Annotated in this window: 24 protein-coding genes; 7 read left to right on the top strand and 17 right to left on the bottom strand. The window is 68.3% G+C overall.

What is annotated here, in order from left to right; genetic code table 11:
• Positions 1 to 12: 12 nt before the first annotated feature.
• Positions 13 to 465 carry a hypothetical protein gene (locus tag ACYVLT_RS23885; RefSeq protein ID WP_461122437.1) on the bottom strand — a complete coding sequence of 151 codons (453 nt, stop codon included), beginning with the start codon at positions 463 to 465 and terminating at the stop codon, positions 13 to 15.
• 159 nt (positions 466 to 624) lie between these two features.
• Between ACYVLT_RS23885 and ACYVLT_RS23880 the strand changes: the two genes are divergently transcribed.
• A complete protein-coding gene (locus ACYVLT_RS23880; protein WP_461122436.1) occupies positions 625 to 1,368 on the top strand; it encodes a DUF5919 domain-containing protein in 744 nt (247 codons plus the stop codon).
• Between the two features lie 10 nt (positions 1,369 to 1,378).
• Complete coding sequence (locus ACYVLT_RS23875) at positions 1,379 to 1,852, top strand: NUDIX hydrolase (RefSeq protein WP_461122435.1); 474 nt, start codon at positions 1,379 to 1,381, stop codon at positions 1,850 to 1,852.
• Here ACYVLT_RS23875 and ACYVLT_RS23870 read toward each other — a convergent pair.
• The 4 genes from ACYVLT_RS23870 to ACYVLT_RS23855 all read right to left on the bottom strand — a co-directional run bounded on the left by ACYVLT_RS23870 (position 1,837) and on the right by ACYVLT_RS23855 (position 5,392).
• A complete protein-coding gene (locus tag ACYVLT_RS23870) occupies positions 1,837 to 2,400 on the bottom strand; it encodes an HD domain-containing protein (RefSeq protein ID WP_461122434.1) in 564 nt (187 codons plus the stop codon). The genes ACYVLT_RS23875 and ACYVLT_RS23870 overlap by 16 nt on opposite strands.
• A complete protein-coding gene (locus ACYVLT_RS23865; protein ID WP_461122433.1) occupies positions 2,397 to 3,785 on the bottom strand; it encodes a hypothetical protein in 1,389 nt (462 codons plus the stop codon). Before ACYVLT_RS23865 ends, ACYVLT_RS23870 begins: the two co-directional genes overlap by 4 nt.
• 623 nt (positions 3,786 to 4,408) lie before the next feature.
• Positions 4,409 to 4,906 (bottom strand): hypothetical protein, encoded by a 498-nt coding sequence (locus tag ACYVLT_RS23860; protein ID WP_461122432.1) that lies wholly within the window; start codon positions 4,904 to 4,906, stop codon positions 4,409 to 4,411.
• 156 nt (positions 4,907 to 5,062) lie between these two features.
• A complete protein-coding gene (locus ACYVLT_RS23855) occupies positions 5,063 to 5,392 on the bottom strand; it encodes a helix-turn-helix domain-containing protein (protein WP_461122431.1) in 330 nt (109 codons plus the stop codon).
• Positions 5,393 to 5,554: 162 nt separating this feature from the next.
• On the opposite strand from ACYVLT_RS23855, the gene ACYVLT_RS23850 reads away from it, so the two are divergent.
• A complete protein-coding gene (locus ACYVLT_RS23850; protein WP_461122430.1) occupies positions 5,555 to 5,785 on the top strand; it encodes a transcriptional regulator in 231 nt (76 codons plus the stop codon).
• A 190-nt stretch (positions 5,786 to 5,975) separates the two neighbouring features.
• Positions 5,976 to 6,854, top strand: a complete 879-nt coding sequence (locus ACYVLT_RS23845) for a tetratricopeptide repeat protein (protein WP_461122429.1) — start codon at positions 5,976 to 5,978, stop codon at positions 6,852 to 6,854.
• A gap of 114 nt (positions 6,855 to 6,968) precedes the next feature.
• Here ACYVLT_RS23845 and ACYVLT_RS23840 read toward each other — a convergent pair whose 3' ends face one another.
• A complete protein-coding gene (locus ACYVLT_RS23840) occupies positions 6,969 to 8,147 on the bottom strand; it encodes a Fic family protein (RefSeq protein ID WP_461122428.1) in 1,179 nt (392 codons plus the stop codon).
• 459 nt (positions 8,148 to 8,606) lie between these two features.
• Between ACYVLT_RS23840 and ACYVLT_RS23835 the strand changes: the two genes are divergently transcribed.
• Entirely contained in the window at positions 8,607 to 9,776 is a 1,170-nt protein-coding gene (locus ACYVLT_RS23835; RefSeq protein WP_461122427.1) for a cytochrome P450, read from the top strand.
• Positions 9,777 to 9,904: 128 nt separating this feature from the next.
• Here ACYVLT_RS23835 and ACYVLT_RS23830 read toward each other — a convergent pair whose 3' ends face one another.
• Positions 9,905 to 10,447, bottom strand: a complete 543-nt coding sequence (locus tag ACYVLT_RS23830; RefSeq protein WP_461122426.1) for a peroxiredoxin-like family protein — start codon at positions 10,445 to 10,447, stop codon at positions 9,905 to 9,907.
• 75 nt (positions 10,448 to 10,522) lie between these two features.
• On the opposite strand from ACYVLT_RS23830, the gene ACYVLT_RS23825 reads away from it, so the two are divergent.
• Entirely contained in the window at positions 10,523 to 11,131 is a 609-nt protein-coding gene (locus ACYVLT_RS23825; protein WP_461122425.1) for a TetR/AcrR family transcriptional regulator C-terminal domain-containing protein, read from the top strand.
• 242 nt (positions 11,132 to 11,373) lie between these two features.
• On the opposite strand, the gene ACYVLT_RS23820 is transcribed toward ACYVLT_RS23825, so the two are convergent.
• From ACYVLT_RS23820 to ACYVLT_RS23810, 3 genes are all read right to left on the bottom strand, one after another.
• On the bottom strand, positions 11,374 to 11,682 hold the full coding sequence (locus tag ACYVLT_RS23820) for a hypothetical protein (protein ID WP_461122424.1): 309 nt from the start codon (positions 11,680 to 11,682) through the stop codon (positions 11,374 to 11,376).
• The gene (locus ACYVLT_RS23815) at positions 11,666 to 11,905 is read right to left on the bottom strand and encodes a DUF397 domain-containing protein (protein ID WP_461122423.1); all 240 of its coding nucleotides are present in this window, start codon (positions 11,903 to 11,905) and stop codon (positions 11,666 to 11,668) included. The genes ACYVLT_RS23820 and ACYVLT_RS23815 overlap by 17 nt, the downstream gene beginning before the upstream one ends.
• A 131-nt stretch (positions 11,906 to 12,036) precedes the next feature.
• Complete coding sequence (locus ACYVLT_RS23810; RefSeq protein WP_461122422.1) at positions 12,037 to 12,912, bottom strand: helix-turn-helix domain-containing protein; 876 nt, start codon at positions 12,910 to 12,912, stop codon at positions 12,037 to 12,039.
• Between the two features lie 216 nt (positions 12,913 to 13,128).
• Here ACYVLT_RS23810 and ACYVLT_RS23805 point away from each other — a divergent pair, with 216 nt between their 5' ends.
• Positions 13,129 to 13,962, top strand: coding sequence for an SAM-dependent methyltransferase (locus tag ACYVLT_RS23805; RefSeq protein WP_461122421.1), 834 nt, complete (start codon positions 13,129 to 13,131; stop codon positions 13,960 to 13,962).
• Between the two features lie 70 nt (positions 13,963 to 14,032).
• Here ACYVLT_RS23805 and ACYVLT_RS23800 read toward each other — a convergent pair whose 3' ends face one another.
• From ACYVLT_RS23800 to ACYVLT_RS23770, 7 genes are all read right to left on the bottom strand, one after another.
• Positions 14,033 to 14,833, bottom strand: coding sequence for an alpha/beta fold hydrolase (locus ACYVLT_RS23800; protein ID WP_461122420.1), 801 nt, complete (start codon positions 14,831 to 14,833; stop codon positions 14,033 to 14,035).
• 23 nt (positions 14,834 to 14,856) lie between these two features.
• Positions 14,857 to 15,495, bottom strand: a complete 639-nt coding sequence (locus tag ACYVLT_RS23795; protein ID WP_461122419.1) for a DUF998 domain-containing protein — start codon at positions 15,493 to 15,495, stop codon at positions 14,857 to 14,859.
• Positions 15,492 to 16,208, bottom strand: a complete 717-nt coding sequence (locus ACYVLT_RS23790) for an SRPBCC family protein (RefSeq protein ID WP_461122418.1) — start codon at positions 16,206 to 16,208, stop codon at positions 15,492 to 15,494. The genes ACYVLT_RS23795 and ACYVLT_RS23790 overlap by 4 nt, the downstream gene beginning before the upstream one ends.
• Positions 16,209 to 16,210: 2 nt before the next feature.
• Positions 16,211 to 16,795, bottom strand: coding sequence for an ArsR/SmtB family transcription factor (locus tag ACYVLT_RS23785; protein ID WP_461122417.1), 585 nt, complete (start codon positions 16,793 to 16,795; stop codon positions 16,211 to 16,213).
• A gap of 235 nt (positions 16,796 to 17,030) precedes the next feature.
• Positions 17,031 to 17,522, bottom strand: coding sequence for a methylated-DNA--[protein]-cysteine S-methyltransferase (locus ACYVLT_RS23780; protein ID WP_461122416.1), 492 nt, complete (start codon positions 17,520 to 17,522; stop codon positions 17,031 to 17,033).
• A 15-nt stretch (positions 17,523 to 17,537) separates the two neighbouring features.
• On the bottom strand, positions 17,538 to 18,995 hold the full coding sequence (locus tag ACYVLT_RS23775; protein WP_461122415.1) for an AlkA N-terminal domain-containing protein: 1,458 nt from the start codon (positions 18,993 to 18,995) through the stop codon (positions 17,538 to 17,540).
• 140 nt (positions 18,996 to 19,135) lie between these two features.
• Complete coding sequence (locus tag ACYVLT_RS23770; RefSeq protein WP_461122414.1) at positions 19,136 to 19,321, bottom strand: hypothetical protein; 186 nt, start codon at positions 19,319 to 19,321, stop codon at positions 19,136 to 19,138.
• Between the last annotated feature and the right edge of the window lie 84 nt (positions 19,322 to 19,405).

The following is a 19,405-nucleotide window of genomic DNA, read 5'->3' as shown; positions in this document are numbered from 1 at the left end:
AGCCACCGGGGGTCACGCGGCCTTGGGCGCGGACTTGACGACGACCGGCTTCATCCCGGTCGCCCGCAGGCTGTACCCGAGCTTCGCCCGGCACCGGTGCCGCTCACCGCCGTGGCTGCCCCGGCACGCCTTGTCGTCAATCCAGGGCGTCACCGTCAACCCCTCGAACACCACCGGCCGCACGTCGGTGCCCGGAATCGCCTCCGGCGGCACCGGCTGGTGAGAAGCCGCGATCTTCACCGTCACTGCGGCCTCTGCCTTCCGCTCCGCCGCCTGGTCGATCACCAGGACCGACCACACCAACAGCCCGGTCTCCTTGTCCGTCTCCTGCTGCACCGGCAGCCCCTTCGCCCGCTCCTCGGCGGACTGGAACTTGAGCACCGGCTCCACGCTCATCACCAGCGCGCCACGCGGGAACACGAAGTCGTGCGACGTGGGGAGCCTGCTCCCACCCGAGATCGCCACAGCCGTTCTCCTGACGTCGGTGTCGGCTGGACCCTCTGTCCAGCACCTTGACACCAACCACTTTCGGCAGAAATGCGGGACGGCAGCACCGCACAGCGGGACAACTAAAGACGTCCTTGATAGCTTAAAGACGTCCCAACTCGTTCCACAGGGGGAACCATGCCGAACCAACGCCTACGAGACTCGTTGCTACGCAACGGTTTTGACATCAACCAGGTAGCCAAGGCCACCGGTGTGGACCCCAAGACAGTCGAACGCTGGATCAACCTCGACCGGACCCCGTACCCCCGCCACCGGCGCACCATCGCGGCCATGGTCCGGGAGGCCGAGACCTACCTCTGGCCCAACGCACTCGCCCCGGATGCCAAGAAGGAGATCACCCAATCGGAGGTCGTGCAGGTCTACCCGCACCGCCACTCCGTCCCCCAGGAGCAGTGGTCCCACCTGGTCGACCAGGCCCGGATGAACATCTCGATCCTGATCTACTCGGGCATGTTCCTCACCGACAACCCGAGCCTGATCAAAACCTTCCGCCAGAAGGCCGAGGCAGGCGTCAAGATCCGCCTACTGCTTGGCGACCCGGCCAGCCGCGAGGTAGCCCGCCGCAGCGAGGAGGAGGGCATCGGCAAGGGCACCCTCGCCGCCAAGGTCCGCAACGCCCTCGCGTTCTTCAAGCCACTGGCCGACACCGGCCACGCCGAGATCCGCTGCCACCGCACCACGCTCTACAACTCGATCTACCGCTTCGATGACGAGATGCTGGTCAACACGCACGTACACGGCTTTATGGCAGCTCACGCCCCGGTTCTCCACTTGCGCCGCCTCTCCGGAGGCGACCTCTTCGAGACCTACGCCGAGAGTTTCCAGGGCGTCTGGGACGACGCCAAGCCACCCAAGTGGTAGGCAGGGAGACATGGCGCGCACCGACCACTACAACGACCCCAACGCCCCCAAGGCGACCAACATCGTCGTAGCCGTGACCGCGTTCGTCCAGGACGACCAAGGCCGCCTGCTCATGATCCGCCGCACCGACAACGACCTCTACTCCATCCCCGGTGGAGCCCAGGATGTAGGCGAGACCATCGGCCACACCGTCATCCGCGAGGTCAAGGAAGAGACCGGCATCGACGTAGACCCCACCGATATCATCGGCGTCTACTCCGACCCGGCCCACGTCATCTCCTACACGGACGGCGAAGTCCGCCAGGAGTTCTCCATCTGCTTCCGCGCTCAGCCCACGGGAGGCGAGCTGCGCACAAGCAACGAGTCCAGCGAAGTCCACTGGGTAACCCGCGAAGATCTCGAAGCCCTCAACATCCACCCCTCGATCCGCCTCCGGATCGAGCACGGCTTCGAACCGCGGACCACTCCCTACTTCGCCAAGTGACCCAATCCAGCAACCCGCATCCGCTCCTCCGTCCGCTCCACCGCAGCCAACAACTCTGACTTTGCGCAGTGAATGAACTTCGTGACTAGATTCTCCGGACCATAGCGCAACTCAATTTCCAGGAGTCTATAATGAATAGTAGTATTTCCTCCGTCTGGCGTAGTCGTCATATCGGCCCACCACAAAGCATCTCTTAAAGACGTTTTTTCATCTTCCCATACAGACAGCTCACTCGAGAGACCTCTCAATTCAGCCTCTAGACGCGCACAAGAATGGTGGGCCACCAGCGCGCATAGCCGTCGAGGGGCGCCAATTTCTTCCAGGTAGTAAGCGCCGTCGAGTGCATGAAAGGCAGTCCTTACCAGCGAAGAAGAGTAGCCAATATCATGAAGGGTAGCCGCGTCCAACAGAAGCTGCCGGTCATCCGCACTGGACAGCAGGCCAGTTACAAGATTCGCACGGCCACGAACACCGCGAACATGGGCCCAGCGTTTCGGCAACTCTTGGGCGAGACAATTCTCTGCTACTGACCACGCGTTGATATTCATAGACTTCCACGGCTCCCTGCAATAATCACTTTCTGCGCCAGGAAACGAATCAAAGCGATGTCAGCACCAAGATTTCCAGCCTCGTTACCGAAAGGAAGCATGACTTTCGCCCCACCGACACCACCGTCTTCCTTGGTGTGGACAATTCTACAACGAATCGCGTAGACCCTCTCAGCAACTTGCTCGACAAGAGGAGAATTGCTCTTCACATTGAGGTCGGGCGCGTCGTCGATCACCTTCTTTTCGTCGAAGAGACGCTTGACGGTAGGACCGCTTCGAATAAAACTCTCAACGCTATCATCGTCTACACAAGCCGTTAGCGTCGCGCGCAACTGTTGCCGCTCGGATATTCCGCCTTTTCCTGAGGTGCTAGCAATGGATAGCAGTCGTTGCAGTTCCCCATCGTCATCGACATTGAACCGAGGATCTCGAAGCTCCTGCCTGAGCTTCCGAATCACCTCCGAATGAAAGAACGAAGGAAAAAAGAATTCAATTGCTTGATAGTATGCCAGGTACTGAAGCAACGGCATCCCGGTTGCAGAACGCGCGTAAAAATACAAGTCAACCGCAGGCTTGGCGTACTTGTTTCTTGGCATCACCATCGGTGCGTCACTCATATTGCGCCGCCGAAAAGCTGCTCCGCCCGCGCGCAATTTAACTTGCTTAGTCAGTGTCAACGACATATTGAACTTCAAGTCAATTTCGAAGAAAAGTGCGCGCGAATACCGTTCAAGTAGGTCGAGAAGGTCGTCGTGGCGATCCAGCGTCAAACCTTTGATTTTCATGCTGACGTCCGGCCTGAACCTATTGAGTCGACTACGCGTAAGTACGGCAAATTTTCGACTGACCGGAGATAGCTCGATACCCATGGAAGAGTTTCCAGAAATAATATCCAGCCGCCAATTATGACTACCTATCTTTTGATCCTCGACAGGCGCGTCCGTCTCGTCCACATCATCTTCGATTGGATCCTCGCCGCCAGTCTCACCATCAGCGTCGGAAGCAGTAGAAAGTACTTCATTATCTGCAAGTACAACGCCGGGAAGGAGCCGCAAATCATTAGTTGAGGTACCTCGTGCCGCACTACGAATCTGCGCTTCGATGACCCCTGAGGTCCGGTCACCATACGCTATATAATCGCCAAGGAAAACGATATCCCCGAGGCCCGTCGCAAGAAAATAATCGGCCATTTGGGCGTTTATATGTACCGTACGAACTTCTCTACCGTTCGGAAAGTCCACGAACAGCGTCGACTGCGACTCGCCCTCTTCTGTGGTCACTCTGCGTACGTCAAATTTTATGCTTCGTCGGGATATGTACTGCATGAAGTTGTCTCGCGCATCACCAAATAGTGACTTTTCAGCAGCGCCTTCATCGTCGCTCACCGATGCACCTCCGGACCGGCAGAAACTAATCCTCCAGGCATACTGTAGCTACAGCGAACTTGCCGAAAGCAGCTCTACAGGATCAAGGCGCGCGCCGCCTGCGGTTGCGCGCGGCTGGGACGGACGCACGTTGGCACCGACTCCCCGCATCGCGGCACGCCGGGCTCCCGCTTCGCTCCGCCCGTCGGCCGTGCGCGGAGTCGGTGCACGTGGTCCGGAGGCGGCACGCGAGGAGATAGTGAGCTGGAGGCCCACGAGTTCCGCGGCTTGGCGGTCGGACGATCGCGCGGTTACCCGGCTAGGGTGGGCTGGGCACGGCGATCGGCTGCCGCGACGGCTTCGCCGTCTTGCCACCGAGCAGGGTCGGGTCGTCTGGGAGCCCTCAGCGCGAAACGCGAAGCCACTGCGAAATGGCTCCGCAGACGTAGGCGACGGGGTGCCGCTTTGGCGCAGGTCAGGAGACATGACCGCAGAGCTGCGCCACACGCCTTCCTAAACCGTGTGTCGCAGGTTCGAATCCTGCCGGGGGCACTCACCTTTCGCCGGGTGAATCAGGCCCTGAGCAGCGGCAACGCGCTTGGGGCCTGATCTTTTGCCGGTCGTTGTCAGTGAGGCGGGCCCGGTCAGTGGTTGGGGTCCCGGTCGGCGGTGACCAGTGCGGCCAGGTGGCTCGTGGAGCCGTCGGGGTGGTAGTCGGTGCGGTCGACGCGCAGTGGGAACTGGCCGCGGGTGGGGGCGGAGAGCAGGCTCAGGACCGTGAGGGCGGCCAGGGTGAGGCACGCGGCGGTGGCGGTGAGGAATGGGAGCGTGGAGCTGTCCTCGGCGCGCAGGATCGTCACCAGCCAGGCGGCGCAGGCGGCGGTGAGGAGGCCGAACAGTGGCCACAGCCGGTGGAAGCGCCGGTGCTGGAGGTGCTGCCGCGCGACCTCGGCGTCGGACTGGGCGGTGATCAGCAGTTGGGCGCCGCAGGTGTCGCAGACGGCCTCGGCGGTGTTGTCGCGGTCGGCCAGTCTCTCGATCACGCCGGTGTCGTGGTTCTCCAGGCTCGCCGACGTGGAGGCGTGGTCGCCGACCTCGCGTCGGGTGACGTGCAGGATGCGGTATCTGAGCGCGCCGTCCATGAGTCCTCCACGAGGGCCTGAGACCGAGAAGATCACGATAACCCTCGCGAACCCTTGCGCCAGGGCACAACTGCGGCTCACCGGTGGTCGTGGTGCGGACGCGTTGTCGAAGCCGAAGCAGCTTCGACAACGCGTAGGAGTCCGATCGAACCCGCCTCAGGACGAGCGCTTGAGGCGGCGGCCCAGTTCGGCCAGCAGTTGTTGATCCGTCAGTTGCGCCGGATCGGGACTGGTCCGGTTCAGCTTCGCCTCCTGGGCGCTGATCAGCTGCGCCTTCACCATCACCTCCAACGGACTCATGCCGAACGCCTTGGCGACCAGGCGGGCGGTGTCGAGTGACGCGCCCTTGCCCCGCCGCCACTCGGTGAAACGACTTCGGTCCAGACCGGTCTTCTCGGACAGGTCCGCTGTGGACATCCCGCGGTCGTCCAGTTGGCGTTGGACGAAGTCCCACCAGGGCGAGTCCGCACTCTCGTCTGTGGTCATCCGGCCATGTTACGTGCGCACGCGCAACGTTCGTTGCGCACACCCCCAGGTGAACACTGACCTGCACGTTGTGCCAGCACAACGCCGGTCGTGTGAGCACAACTCACTGATAACGTTGTGAGGCCACAACATGCGTTGGGCGCGCACAACACGAGGCGGGCCATGCCGAACACGATCAAGCTCCGCACCGACGTCTTCACCAGAGCCGCCCGGCTCGCCGGGTTCGAGTCGGACTACGCGCTGGCCAAGGCGATGGACGTCAACCGCTCCACGGTCGCCCGCGTGCTCAGCGGTCACCTCCAGCCCGGCCCGGCGTTCATCGGCGGCGCGTTGACGGCGCTCGCCCCGATGCAGTTCGACGACCTGTTCGAGGTCGTCCCCACGCAGCGGTGATGACGGTCCGTGGTGCCCCCGTCCCGCGCACGTGTGACTGGTTTCGCCGAGAGTCCGCTACTTCAGCGGTGTTCGGCCTCACCCGTTTGGTTGACACTCGTGATCAAGTGACGTCGCACAGCGATGAGACCAGTGGTCCACCACCCGGAGGCCGGTCCATCGACCCGGGGACGCGGAAGGATGGCACCAGGTGAGCGACGAGCCACGGCACGCGGTCGCGCGGTTGCGCCGAGACCTGCCGGCCGCCGGGCAGGACGCCGGGCACGCCTGGTTCGACGCCCACCGCGACGAGCTCCTCGCCACCCTCCGCGACGCGGTGGCCGAACCGGAGGCCGCGGTCGCGCTGTTCGCCGACGTCTGGCCGGTGGTCCCCCCCGACGCGGACGAGGCGTGGGCGCACGACGTGCTCGCCGTCGGAGCCGAGCTCGCCACCGCGCTGCCCACGTCCCTGCTCCTGGCCACGGGCTTCCGCCGGGCCGCGCAATCCCTGCGCGGGCGGGGAGCGCTCCGCCTGGCCGCCGTCGCCGGGATGCGGGAGTTGGCGATCCACCGCCTGCGCGACGACGACGCGGACGCCGCCGCGGGGGCGCTGCACGACCTGGCCGCCACCTACCGCGCCCAGGGCCGGCTGCACAAGGTCGTCGGGTGCGCCGACGAGGTGCTGGAGCTCCACCTCCTGCACGACGACCGGCCGGGCACCGCACGCGCGCTCACCCACCTCGGCTCGTTGATGATCGAGGTGGGCCGGTTCGACTCCGCGGTCAACTACCTGTCCCGGGCGGACAAGGTGTTCGACGACCTGCCCGACCCGGGGGGATCGGTGGCCGCCGAACGGGCCGGGTGCCTGACCCTGCTGGGCCGGGCCCTGTGGCTGGCGGGCGACCGGGCTGTGGCGCACCGGCGGTTCAACCGCGCGCTCGCGCTGCTCATCGGGACCGACGACGACGCGGCGCAACGGGTGCGCGACCTGGTGGCCGAACTGGAGTCAGTCCCGGAACAGGTGGACCAGGGCCACGCCGACCTGGATCAGCAGGCCGACCACGGGGCGGACCCGCGGCAGGACCCTTGAGCGGTGCCCTCGGCGGCAGTCCCGCCTGCGGCAGCCGGCACGGCGGCATCGGGGTGACGGTCGGTCGTGAGGTGTGCTCATCGGTGTCGTCGCGCTCTTCCGGGTAGTGGCGGGTCAGGCGGTGGTGTCGGCGTTGTCGGCCAGCAGGCGCAGCACGTCCCGGCACAGGAACACCCGGCGGTAGCCGCGGAACTCCCACGGGACGAGGACGCCCAGCTCGACCAGGCGGGCGGTGAGATCGGTGGCGGCCTTCGCGGTGACGCCGTGACGGGTGCGCAGGGACCGGTGGTCCACCACCGGGAAACCGATCAGCTCGGCCGCCACCAACGGCAGCTTCCCCCGGCGCGGCAACCGCGCGGCGTAGTCGGCGGCCAACGCCTCCAGGTGGCCGATCAGCCGCAGCTGCGCCAACGCCTGGTCGCGCACGGCGGTGGCGAAGAAGTCGACCCAGCGGTCCACCCGACCGGTGTCGACCACCGCGCGGATCTGGCGCTGGTACTCCTCCAGGGCGGTGTCCAGCCACACCGACAGCGGCAGCACCTGGTCGCGCACCAGCCCGCACCGCACCATCTCCAGCGTCGAGAACGTGCGCGCGACGTGGCCGTTGGCGGTCGGGAACGGTTGCAGCACCTCGAGCTGGTAGTGCGCGAGCGCGATCTTGGCGATCCTCGGCTGCTCGTCCTCCTCGCGCACCCAGGTCGACCACTGCTCCAGCAACGCGACCAGGTGCGCGCCGGTCGCGGTCAGCAGGTAGGCGCGCTCGTCGCTGACGCCCAACCGGCCGGGCGCGTCGCGCAGCACGTCCTGCAAGCGGCGCCCGGGCCTGCCGCCGGTCATGATGGCGGCGACCTCGGCGACCAGCTCGGCGTCCACCGCCGCGCCGTCGCGGACCCGGGCCACCCCGTGGTCGCAGGCCCGCAGGAACGGCGCGACGAGCTGGGACGGCGCGGCGCTGTCCGCAGGCGGCGGGCCTTCCTGGGACGCCAGCAGGTCCGCCGCGAACGTCTCGCGCAGGCCCACGACGACCCCGGACAGCCCGGCCGAGCTGTTCGCGTCACGGACCTGGGTCGACCTGACCAGCGCGGCTCGCACGCCCAACCGGTCGGCCGCCTCGTCGAGCCGACCGAGCGCGTGCTCGGCCTCGGCGCACCTGCGGTAGGTCGCCGCGGGCAGCGCGAGGTCGGAGGGCAGGGGTGGCGGCAGGTAGGCGCCTTCACCGCGCAGTGCTTCGGGGATGCCGGGCAGCTCGGGCACCGGCGACCACTGCCCGTCAGGCAGGGCACGGAAATTCATGGCGGAATCTTGCACTGAAGGGCGATGGCTTGGCAAGGCATTGCCGGATCAAAGTGAAGCTTTTACGCACTTCACTACACATCGCTACAGATCGGTCCACTAGGCCGTTCGAGTCACTACTTTGGTGGTGACCCGCAAAATTACGTGCCACACCGCCGCACACATCATACTCGCAGCTCAACGGCCCTGCGGGAGCGGTCCGACCGATCCGTCGAAGATTCCCACGCACTCTGCCACTAGCTGCGTTATTCCACCTCGAGCGAACGGACCGGAAAACGATCACGGCGGCGCGTCACGTTCCGAAATGGACCACTGGTCTCATCGAACCACAATTTCATCCGATCGGGTGTCATTGCCCCGAACACGACCGCGCCACCCTGGCATCATTGTGGCTTGCACAGGTGCCAGACAGGTGCCATAGTGGTGCCACAGCGACCACAACGCCTTGGGGGAACGACCATGTGGGACACCAACCCGCAGCAGTTCTGGCTGCGCGGAGAACGGCCCGACCACCTCGTGGGGTACGACGAGGAGCTGGGCTTCTGGAACGTCAACGGCTACGACGAGACCGTCGAGGTCCTGGGCGACTGGGCCCGGTTCTCGTCCGACACCACCCGGCTGCTGCCCGCCGTGGACGACGCGCTGACCGCGGGCAACCTCATCCAGATGGACCCGCCGGACCACCGCAAGCTGCGCCGCCTGGTCACCCACGCGTTCACGCCGAAGGTCGTGGCCGACCTCGAAACGCGCATCACCGAGCTGACCGGCGAACTGCTCGACGACGTCAGCGGTGACGACTTCGAGCTGGTCCGCGACCTGGCCTACCCGCTGCCGGTGATCGTGATCGCCGACCTGCTCGGGGTGCCGAGCAGCGACCGCCACCTGTTCAAGCTGTGGGTCGACAAGCTGTTCGAGAGCACCAACCAGTTCTCGCTCAACGACGACGCGGCCAAGCAGCAGGAGGAGCTGCGAGACCGCGTCGAGAGCTTCCAGCCGATGCTGGACTACCTGGGCGAGCACGCCGCGCAGTGCCGCCGCAGCCCCCGTCCCGGGTTGCTCAACGACCTGGTCCAGGCCGAAGTGGACGGTGAGCGCCTGACCGACGCGCAGGTGGTGAACTTCGCGAGCATCCTGCTGGTGGCGGGCCACATCACGACCACCATGCTGCTCGGCAACACCGTGCTGTGCCTGGACGCGAACCCGGACCAGCTCGCGGCGGTGCGCGAGGACCGCGCGCTCATCCCGTCGGCCATCGAGGAGTCGCTGAGGTTCCTCACCCCGTTCGCGGCCCTCGCGCGGGTGACGAACAAGCCGGAGGTGCTCGGCGGCGTCGAGGTGCCCGCCGACCAGATGCTGTTGCTGTGGATCGGCGCGGCCAACCGCGACCCGCGCCGGTTCGCCGACCCCGACGTCTTCGACCTCACCCGTGACCCCAACCCGCACCTGGGTTTCGGCCGCGGCGTGCACTTCTGCCTCGGGGCGCCGTTGGCCCGGCTGGAGGGCCGGCTCGCGCTCGACGTCCTGCTGGACCGCTTCCCGCGGCTGCGCACGGACCCCGACCGCAGGCCGACGTTCATGCCCTCGCCGAACCTCACCGGCGTGCAATCACTCCCGCTGCTGATCGACTAGCGACCGACCGGACGTCCTCCACGGGGTGAACGCCCACCTGGTGGAGGACGTCCTCCACGGCCGCCGCCCTCCGCAAAGTCGAACGCGTGTTCGAGCCGTCCACAGCTGGGGACAACCCTGTGGACAACTCAGTTCTTGCTGCTCAGAGGCTGTGCACGGGCGAGCAGTTCGTCCACCGACCACTGGTCGTAGGCGTGTTGTCCACGCTTCTCCGCGACGACCGAGCCGTCCGGCGCGATGAGGAAGTCGGCGGGCAGGCCGAGCCGGCCACCCGCCGTCCTGGGCAGCGGACGGCGGCCGCGCAGCAGGGGACCGACGGCCTGGGCCACGCCGCGCGTGACCGCGCCCCACGCGCGCGGGTCGAGCACCGAGCGCGCCTTGGACTCCACGCCGAACTCCACGTACAGCTTCTTCTCCGGGTCGCCGACCACGGCGAACGGCAGGTCGGCGACGTGCGGGCGCAGGTCCGCCGCCGTCGAGTGGAACACGACCACCTCGGCGATGCCGTGCGCGGTGATCTCGTCGTGCCGCTGGGCGATCGACCGCAGGTGCAGGTTGCACACCGGGCAGCCTGCGAAGCGGCGGAACTGGAGGTGCACCAGCCTTTCCGGGTCCGGCACCCGCACCGCGCCGCCGAGCACGGCTTCCCACTCACGTGCGCTGACCTTCACGTTTACTCCTCGACGTTCGTTAGCGTGCGCTGTACTCCTACAGGTTTGCGCGTAACTTGTACGCTGTCAAGCGTCATGCCACGTCCCAAGTCGCTGACCACCTCCGCGCTCGCCGCCGCCACGCTCGCCGTCCTGGACCGCGACGGCCTGGCGGCGCTGTCGATGCGCGCCGTCGCGGCGGAGCTGGGCATGGGCACGATGTCGCTGTACCGGTACGTCGCCGACCGGGACGAGCTGGAGGCGCTGGCGGTCGAGCACATGGTGTCCGGAGTGGACATGGAGCCGCCGAAAGCCCTGTGGGACAAGCAGATCACGGTCCTGGTAGAGCGGATCCGCGCGGCGATCGCCGCGCACCCCAACGCCGTCCCGCTCACCATGGCGCACCGGCACCGGTGCCCGAGCCTGCTGCGCTGGGGCGAGGCCGTGCTCGCGGTGCTGACCCGCGCCGGGTTCACCGGGGAACAACGGGTGATCGCGCTGCGCGCGGTGCTCGGCTACCTGATCGGCGCGACCGAGATCGAGCACCGGAGTCCGTTGGCGGGCCTGGGCACCGACTCGATGTCGGAACTGGGCGAGCACTACCCGCTGCTGGCCGAGACCGCCGCCTCGGCGCGGACGATCACGCCGGACATCGAGTTCCGGCGGGGTCTCGACGTGGTGCTGAGCGGACTGCGCCGCCCCTGAGCCGGCGCACTGGGCCGGTGCCATGGGGCCGGTGCCATGGGGCGGCGGTGTGGCCGGCGCGGAGGCCGAAGCCGACCTCGGCCTCCGCGCCGAAACGCGACGAACACGGAGTTGCGCTCCGAGCGTGGCGTCGACATCGTCTGGCGCGGAGTCGACTCCCGCTGCGTCTCCAGGTCAGGTTCGCCGTGAGAGGGCGCCAACCCTCTCGTCCCGTCCGCCACCGCGGACGCGGACGGGAAGCCTTACGGTGCCTGATCGTCGTCGGGCAGGTCGAGCAGTTCTTCGAGCACGTGCGTGGCCGGTCCGCGACGACGCCACGAGAACCGACTGGGGGACATGAGGTTCACCTCGTCGGCGGGCATCCGCGTGGCGACCACGTCGTCCTCGGTGTGCAGTCGCACGACGTCGATGACGGCGTCGTGCGCCCGCACTCCCACCACGGCCGCCAGCTCCCCCCTGGCGTCACGCGGGTGGAGGAACTGGAACCCCCGCGCGATCAACTCGCGCAGCTGGAACGTGGTGCGGGAGGGGTGGTCAGTCGACGAAGTCATCGAACTCCCCGTCCCGGGCCCCCGCCACGAACGCGGCCATCTCCGCTCGCGTGTAGACGAGCGCGGGACCTTCCGGGAACCGGGAGTTGCGCATGGCGACGTCGCCGCCGTCGAGTTCGGCGAACTCGACGCAGTTGCCGATCGCGTCGCTGTAGGAGCTCTTCGTCCACGTGACGCCGTTCAGGTCGGCCGCGGACATGCCGTTGAAAACCTTGGTGGCCATCGACAACACCCTCCAAGCCCAGAGATGCATCTGCACGTGCATCCGGTTGTGCACGGACCGTAGCACCGGCTTGTGCACGGGTAAATGCACGTGCAGATGCAGAGCGTGAACTTCGCCCGTAAGGACGAAGATCAGAGTTCCGCCCGCCGCTTGGCGAGCATCTGACGGCTCCGGTCGGGTGTCTCGGCATCGACCGTGAGCCGGTCGAACACCCTGCTGTAGATCTCCAGCTCTTCGAGTTTGTCCAGGTAGAGGGCACCGGCGAGGTGTTCGAGGTAGACGATGTCCGGCAGGTCGGGCTCGCCGAACCGCAGCATCGCGAACGGGCCTTTCGCCGCGTAGCCGCCCAGCGGGAACGGCACGATCTGAAGGGTGACGGGACCGTCCTTGGTCACGCTGAGCAAGTATTCGATCTGGTTGACCAGGACCTGACGGTCACCGATGGTCCGATAGAGCACCGACTCGTCCATCACCGCCCACACCCTCGGTGCACCCGAACGAGCCAGGATCTTCTGCCGGTTCATCCGCAGCGCGACCCGCCGCCGCACCTCCGGGGTCACCAGCTCCGGCCTGCCGTGGCTCGAGATCGCCGTCGCGTACTCCTCGGTCTGGAGCAGACCGGGCACGAACTGCGTCTCGTAGATCAGGATCCGCGACGCCGCCTCCTCCAGGCCCACGTAGTCCTGGAACCAGTCCGGCATCAGGTCGGTGTAGCGGTGCCACCACCCCGGCGAGTTCGAGCGGCGGACCATGTCGAGGAACTTCGCCCGCTCGCCCGCGTCGTCGACGCCGTACATGGTCAGCAGGTCGTTCACGTCGCGCTCTTTGAGGCCGACGCGGCCGAGCTCCATGCGGCTGATCTTCGACTCCGAGCCGCGGATGGCGTAGCCCGCGTCCGCCCGGCTGATCTCGACCGCCTCGCGCAGCCTGCGCAACTGGGCGCCGAGCACGATGCGCAGCGCCGTGGGACCGCTTTCCCTCTCCGGCGTGGACTCGCCACCCGCCATCGCCGATCCTCCAGACCCGTCGTGCCCGTCCCACCCGAACAGCGGTTGTGCCCGAGGAGGGCCGACTCGCATCGTCACTGAACGTACACCCATGATCTTGCCCGGTCAGATGTACGACATTCACTAACGCGTTGAGCCCATACCCTTACGCTGACCGGACTGTGACGCGGTGCACAAGAGATCAACCCCCTTCCCCCGTAATGCGAGGTCACCACAATGCCGGGTACGTCCTCGGACGCCGCCGCCCCCGTCTACATCGACACCACCAAGGCCAGCATCGCCAGGGTCTACGACGCCTTCCTCAACGGCAAGGACAACTACGAGATCGACCGCGAAGTGCTGCGGCGGGTCCAGCAGGTCGCACCCGAGGCGACCACGTTGGCCGTGGACAACCGCGGCTTCCTGATCCGCGTCACCCGGTTCGTCGCGAGCCAGACGGGTATCAACCAGTTCCTCGACTGCGGGTCCGGACTGCCCACCGCGGAGAACACCCACCAGGTGGCCCAGCGGATCAACCCGGATGCCCGAGTGGTGTACGTCGACAACGACCCGGTGGTACTGGCCCACGGCCGGGCGCTGCTGGAGGAGAACGACCAGACGCACTTCTCCGCGGCCGACATCTTCAAGCCGCAGGAGATCCTGAACGACGAGGTCGTGCGCAGGCACATCGACTTCAGCGAGCCGGTGGCGCTGTTCCAGCTGGGCACGATGCACCACTACAACGGCGACTCGCCCACGTCGGCCGAGATCATGGCGGAGTACATCGAGGCGCTGCCGTCCGGCTCGTACGTGGCGATCTCCCACTTCCTCGACCCGGAGACCGAGGAGCACTCGGCCATCGCGCGGCGGATGGAGGACACGTTCCTGCACTCGCCGATGGGCAGCGGGCGGTTCATCACGATGGGCGCGCTGCGGGAGCTGTTCGCCGGCTTGGAGCTGGTCGAGCCGGGTCTGGTCATCTGCGCGGACTGGTGGCCGGACGGGCCGCGGCTCAAGGAGCTCGACGCGGTGAGCTACTGCATCGCGGGGGCGGTGGGCCGCAAGCCCTGAAGCCGTCCGCGCGACCGGGTGGTGGACGAGGACTGCCTCGTCCACCACCCGATCGCGTGCGCCCGGCGCGTCAGCGCTGGAAGAACTCGACCAGCACCGGCGCCGTCACCTCGGGCTTGACCAAGTGGGTCTGTCCGGGCAGGACGGTCAGCTCGCCGTGCGGCAGGGCCGAGGCCAGCAGCCGTTGCGCGTTGCGCAGGTACTCGGGGCTCTTGCCGCCCGCGATCACCAGCGCGGGCACCTCGGCGCCCGCCCACCGGTCGGCGGGCGGCGGCGTGCCCCGCTGGAACTCGCCGACCAGCGCGAAATCGTGCGGCAACGTGTGCGCGACGCCCTTGAGCTTCTTCCACGGGGGCAGCACTCGGAGCACCGCGACGAAGAAGGCCGGCGTGCCGACGTAGCGCATGAACAGCTTCACCGCGTCGCCCCGGCGTCCCTCCGCGACCGCGCGCTCGACGCGTGCCGGCAGGTCTTCGGACATGGGCGCGCGCGTGTCGTCGACGATCATCGGTGACTCGTAGATCGCGATCCGCTCGGCCGCCACGCCCCGGTGCGCCGCCTCGGCGACCAGCGTGCCGCCGGAGGACATGCCGAACAGGTGCGCCGACCCGCCCGCTTCCTCGATCAGCGCGGCGACGTCCTCGACCTCGCGGTCCACGTCGTGCGGTGCGCCGTCGCCGCTCTCGCCCCGGCCGCGCCGGTCGTAGGTGTAGACGGTGAAGTGCTCGGCCAACGCCTTGGCCAGGGCCGTCGAGGGCCCGAAGGCGCGGTGGCACAGCGCGCCGTCCACGATGATCAACGCCGGTCCGGACCCGATGCGCGTGTAGGCGATCGCGGTGCCGTCCTTGGAGACGACCTGTCCCATCGTCATCAGTCCCATCGTCGTCATGTCCCTCAGACCTCGGAGCGCAGCTTCGCCGCGACGGCGGACACCCACAGCCAACCCACGACGGCGGCGCCGTACAGCAGCACCGTGCCGACACCGGTGCCCAGGAAGGGCAGCGGCGCGAGCGACAGCACGCCCGCGGCGGCGCTCGCCCGTGCCCACGGACCGGGCAACTTCCTCGCCAGCACGAAGAACGACACCACCAGCGCGGGGAACGCGACGAAGAACGCCACGCCGTGCAGCACCCCGTGCCACGACAGCTCTGCGGCCTGGCCCGCCGGCGCGCCGGCCGGGAAGCCGAACGCCGGGTCGGCCACGAACACGCCGCCACCGATCATGCCCACCGCGAACACCCCGATCAGCACCGGCACCCACCGGCCGACCGCCCCGGTGCGGTGCGCGCCGACGGCGGCGGCCAGGAACAGCAGTCCGGTGAGGACGAAGTTGGCGATCTGCACCCAACCGCCGGCACCGAGGGAGAGGAAGCTGAACGGGTGCCGGGTGAGGTCGAAGCCCTCGCGGGTGAACGCCTGCGCGAAACCGGTGACCAGGTAGAGCGGACCGGCCAGGACGCCGCAGCCGAGCAGGAGCCTGGTGGTGCCGGCCCGCGTTCCGGCGCGGGTCTCGTCGGGGTGCGCGGTGGTCATGCCAGGTCTCCCATCCAGGTCGACCAGGTCCGCTCGTCGCGGTGGTCGTCGGTGAACACGTGGTGCATGGCGATCAGGACGCCGGGGAATCCTTGGAAGAAGCGGTACAGCGCGCCGGCGGTGCGGATGCCGACGGTCTGGGCGTTGGCGAAGTAGACGACGCCGTCCTCGCCGTCGAGCGCGACCTGGTCGCCGGTGCCGGGCGCGCTGTCGAGGCCGAGCTTGCGGCCGAGGTTCGCCCACGTGCCGGGCCAGTCCGCGACGGGCGGGCCGAAGACGGTGACCGGTCGCGCGGTGCGGCCGGCGAAGTGGCGCAGGTAGGTGACGAGCGTCTGCCAGAACATCTCGCCGCCCGCCGTCATGGCCTCGAACTCGTCCTCCCAGTCGTCGCCGGGCAGGAAGCCGCTCGCGACCATGCGCAGCACGGTGCTGCCCTGGTCGCGGCCCTCGATCAGGAACTCGTAGGCGACGAACCGGCCGTCGGGCTCCTGCTCGCCGCCGTAGGCCAGGTGCTTGCCCGGCTCCCAGGCGGTGACCGGGTGGGTGGGCGCGTAGCCGCCGAACGCCTGCCGGACGACCGCGCCGGGCTCGACGTCGTTGGAGCCCATGAACCAGGAGTCGATGCCGGGGCCGGTGGCGATGGCCTCCCAGACCTGCTCCGGCGTGACGCCGTCCAGCTCGACCTCGTTGACGCCTTCGAACGCGTGACCCATGGTCATTCCTTCGGGATGCTGGGGTGGACGGCGACGATGACGCGGTGCGCGCGTCCGCCGGCCGCGGTTTCGTCGTGGTACTTGGCGACCAGGGTCGTGACGGCGGTGGCCAGCTCCTCGGCGAACGCCGCGCGGTCGGCGGCGGTGGCGAAGCGGACCTCGCCGTCGAGCGCGAAGGTGGCGACCTTCTTGTCCGCCTTGGTGGCGCCGGTGATCAGCGCGCCGACGTCGCGCACCAGGCGTGCGGCGACGGCGAGCAGCCAGCGGGCGGACAGCCGGTCGGGCGCTCGCCCGGGGTCCGGCTGCACGGCGGCCAGGGCCGTCGGGGAGATGACGTAGGACGCGGCGGTGGCGCGCATGACGCGTTCGGTCATGTTTCCCTTGCGGCGTTCCTCGGCCAGCTCGACCAGGCCGTGCTGTTCCAGGGTGCGCAGGTGGTAGTTGACCTTCTGCCGGGGCAGGCCCACCTTGGCCGCCAGCGTGGTCGCCGAGTTCGGCTCGGCCAACTCGGCCAACAACCTCACCCGTACCGGGTCCAACGAGACCTCGGCGACCGCCGGGTCTTCGATCACTGCCACGTCAAGCATGGGGCAACCCTGACACCGACAACTCTTCTTGTCAAGACAAACCAACTTGTCGGTCCACTTCGCGAGAGTCCAACGCTCACGACGCGAGAGTCCTACGTTCAGAGACCCTGAATTCAACGTTCGGACGCCCCGCCGACCGGCGTGAGCGTTGAACTCGGGGTGCGTGAACGTAGGACTCTCGCGGTCTGGAGGTTGGACTCTCGGGGGGTGGAGGTTGGACTCTCGGGGTGGGGGGTTAGAGGGGGAGGTGGGGGTTGGTTGGGGATTGCTCGAAGTCGAGCAGGTGGCGCTTGCGCTCCAGGCCGCCGCCGTAGCCGGTGAGGTCGCCGTTGGAGCCCACGACCCGGTGGCACGGCACGATGATCCCGATCGGGTTGCGGCCGTTGGCCAGTCCGACCGCCCGCGCGGCCGACGGCCGGCCGAGCCGCTGGGCCAGCTCCCCGTACGTCACGGTCTCGCCGTACGGGATCTCGACCAACGCCCGCCACACGGTCCGCTGGAACGGCGTCCCGATCGGGTCCAGCGGCAGGTCGAACGCGGTCCGCGTGCCCGCGAAGTACTCGGCCAGCTGCGTGATCACGTCCCCGAACGGCGCGGTGTCCTCGGGGCCGAACGAGTCGTCCGGCGGGCGGTGCCGCTGCTGCGCCATGTAGAGGCCGGACAGCACGTCGTCGTGCGCGACCAGCGTGAGCGGTCCGACGGGGCTGTCGACGGTGGTGTGGCTCATCCCGCGATCGTCCTTTCAGGCGGGCAGCCGGTTGACCGCGTGGTCACCGGTGGCCCAGAGGTATTGGACGGCGTACGCCCGCCAAGGGCGCCACGCCCGGGCACGCCGCACGAGGGCGGCGGGTGTGTCGGGCAGGCCGAGGGCCCGGGCGGCGATGCGGATGCCGAGGTCGGTGGGGATGAACGCGTCGGGGTCGCCCAGCGCGCGCATGGCGATCACCTCCACCGTCCACGGCCCGAACCCGGGCAGCCCGAGCAGGTCGGCCCGCGCCTTGTCCCAGTCCGCGCCGACGCCGAGGTCGAGCGAACCGTCGGCCAAGGCCTCGACCAGCGCCCGGAACGCGGTCTTCCGGGCCTGCGGCATCGCCAGCACGGCGGGGTCCAGCGCCGCCAACGCCTCCGGCGTCGGGAACAGGTGCGTCAACCCGCCGTCGGTGATCGGTTCACCCGCGGCGAGCACCAGCCGACCGGCGTGGGTGCGCGCGGCGGCCGTGGACACCTGCTGCCCCAGCACCGCCCGCACGGCGAACTCGGCGGCGTCCACGGTGCCCGGCACGCGCCGCCCCGGTCCCGCGTCGACCACGGGCGCGAGCACCGGGTCCGTGCGCAGCTGCTCGTCCACCGCGACCGGGTCGGCGTCGAGGTCGAGCATCCGGCGGCACCGGGCGATGGCGATCGACAGGTCGCGCAGGTCGCTCAACGAGAGCTTGCACGCCACGTGGTCGGCCTGCGGCGTCAACGACACCACCCCGTGCCCGTGCGGCAGCCGCAGCGTGCGCCGGTACGCGCCGTCGCGCCACTCCTCCACCCCTGGCACGCCGGTCGCCGCGAGGTGCCCGAACAGGTTGTCCGGGCGCAGCGGCGCGCGGAACGGCAGCCGCAGCGACAGCGAGCCGGGCGTGTCGAGGGCGGGACGCCTGCGCAGGCGCAGGTCCGTCGGCGACAGCGCGAACACCTCGCGCACCGTCTCGTTGAACGCCCGGACGCTGGCGAACCCGGCCGCCGGCGCGACCTCCGTCATGGGCAGCGCGGTGGTCTCGATGAGCAGCCGGGCGGTCTGCGCGCGCTGCGCCCTGGCCAACGCCAGCGGGCCCGCGCCGAGCTCGCCCAGCAGCAGCCGTTCGACCTGCCGCACGCTGTAGCCGAGCCGGGCCGCCAGTCCGGGCACGCCCTCGCGGTCCACCACGCCGTCGGCGATCAACCGCATGGCCTTCGCCACCGAGTCCGCGCGGTGGTTCCACAGCGGAGAACCCGGTGACGCGTCGGGCCGACACCTCTTGCACGCCCGGAATCCGGCTTGTTGGGCCGCCGCCGCACTCGGGTAGAACCGCATGTTCTCGACCTTGGGCGGCGCCACCGGACAACTCGGTCGACAATAGATCCGGGTGGTCAGGACCGCGGTGAAGAACCACCCGTCGAACCGGGCGTCTTTCGACCGCACGGCCCGGACACATCGTTCCGCGTCTTCGTGCACCGCACCAGCATCTGTCACCGCGCCACCCGGTGGCCGGCGGAAATGCGACACGGACGGGAACGCGCTCGAACCCGTCGCGCCGCACCGCGTTGTGCGACGCTCGCACGGGACCTGTCGGCCCGGGACCGGCAGGGCACCGGCTAGTGGTGCGCCAGGGCGGCGAGCCTGGCCAGCAGGTCCAGCCTCACCTCGGCCCGGTCGCGACCGCTCGCGTCCAGCACCGTCCGCAGGATCGGGCAGACCCGTGCTTCACCGGGGATCGCCCGGTCCTCACGGGCCGTGACCGGCGGACGCGTGGCCCGCACCTGGTCAACCCCGGTCGGCATGGCAGGTCGCCGCACCGTTCCACCGGCCGGGCCGGTTCGGTGCGCATCGCTGAGAAGACCCCCAGGACCCCTCAGCGACGATGG

It is taken from the genome of Saccharothrix stipae (genome assembly GCF_054781895.1).
The sequence above is the reverse complement of the archived record's forward strand: the minus strand, read 5'-3'. Positions and strand labels throughout refer to the sequence as shown.